Origin of the sequence: Hydrogenophaga bisanensis, from assembly GCF_042665135.1 — a bacterium.
Lineage (GTDB): Bacteria > Pseudomonadota > Gammaproteobacteria > Burkholderiales > Burkholderiaceae_C > Hydrogenophaga > Hydrogenophaga bisanensis.
This window is the reverse complement of the sequence record NZ_JBHTBX010000030.1, coordinates 1-1471: the sequence shown is the minus strand read 5'-3', so window position 1 is coordinate 1471 and position 1471 is coordinate 1. Positions and strand designations below refer to the sequence as shown.

At 65.2% G+C, this 1471-nt stretch carries 2 protein-coding genes; both read left to right on the top strand.

What is annotated here, in order from left to right; genetic code table 11:
- The coding region (locus ACFQNJ_RS19280; protein WP_382260369.1) for a Mu transposase C-terminal domain-containing protein at nucleotides 1-1149 on the top strand (1149 nt) is incomplete at its 5' end.
- A 2-nt stretch (nucleotides 1150-1151) separates the two neighbouring features.
- Nucleotides 1152-1471: TniB family NTP-binding protein (locus tag ACFQNJ_RS19275; RefSeq protein ID WP_382260367.1), on the top strand; the 320-nt coding region annotated here is incomplete at its 3' end.

The window sequence follows — 1471 nt, the reverse complement described above, 5'->3', positions numbered from 1 at the left end:
CAGGTGCAGATCGACCACACGGTCATCGACCTGATCGTGGTGGACGAGCGCGACCGGCAACCGATTGGCCGTCCGTACCTCACCATTGCCATCGACGTGTTCACCCGCTGCGTGGTCGGCATGGTGGTCACGTTGGAAGCGCCTTCCGCTGTTTCTGTCGGCCTGTGCCTCGCGCATGTCGCCTGCGACAAGCGCCCTTGGCTGGAGGGCTTGGCCGTGGAAATGAACTGGCCAATGAGCGGCAAGCCCATGCTGCTCTACCTGGACAACGCGGCCGAGTTCAAGAGCGAGGCCCTGCGCCGGGGCTGCGAGCAGCATGGCATCCGGTTGGACTATCGGCCGCTCGGGCAGCCGCACTATGGTGGCATCGTGGAGCGAATCATCGGCACGGCGATGCAGATGATCCACGACGATCTACCGGGAACAACCTTCTCCAACCCGGACCAGCGCGGCGACTACGATTCCGAAAATAAGGCCGCCCTGACGCTGCGCGAGCTGGAGCGCTGGCTCACATTGGCGGTCGGCACCTACCACGGCTCGGTGCACAACGGTCTGCTTCAGCCACCGGCGGCGCGCTGGGCCGAGGCCGTGGCGCGCGTCGGCGTGCCGACCGTCGTCACCCGCGCCACTGCCTTTCTGGTCGATTTCCTGCCCGTCCTCCGCCGCACCCTGACCCGCACTGGCTTCGTCATCGACCACATCCACTACTACGCCGATGCGCTCAAGCCGTGGATAGCTCGGCGCGACCGCCTGCCTGCGTTCCTGATCCGGCGCGACCCACGCGACATTAGCCGCATTTGGGTGCTGGAGCCGGAGGGGCCGCACTATCTGGAAATCCCCTACCGTACCTTGTCGCACCCGGCTGTCACCCTCTGGGAGCAACGGCAGGCACTGGCGAAATTGCGGCAACAAGGGCGCGAACAGGTGGATGAGTCGGCGCTGTTCCGCATGATAGGGCAGATGCGCGAAATCGTGACCACTGCGCAGAAAGCCACGCGCAAGGCGCGGCGCGACGCGGATCGACGCCAGCATCTCAAGTCAACGGAACAACCTATCAAAGCCACGCCACCAGCGGACACGGACATGGCAGACGCGCAGGCGGACAACCAGCCACCTGCCAAACCGTTCGACCAGATTGAGGAGTGGTAGCCGTGGACGAATATCCCATCATCGACCTGTCCCACCTGCTGCCGGCGGCCCAGGGCCTGGCCCGTCTCCCGGCGGACGAGCGCATCCATCGCCTGCGCGCCGACCGCTGGATCGGCTATCCGCGAGCAGTCGAGGCGTTGAACCGGCTGGAAGCCCTGTATACGTGGCCGAACAAGCAACGCATGCCCAACTTGCTGCTGGTCGGTCCAACCAACAACGGCAAGTCGATGATCGTCGAGAAGTTCCGCCGCGCCCACCCGGCCAGCTCCGACGCCGACCAGGAGCACATCCCGGTATTGGTCGTGCAGATGCCGTCCGAGCC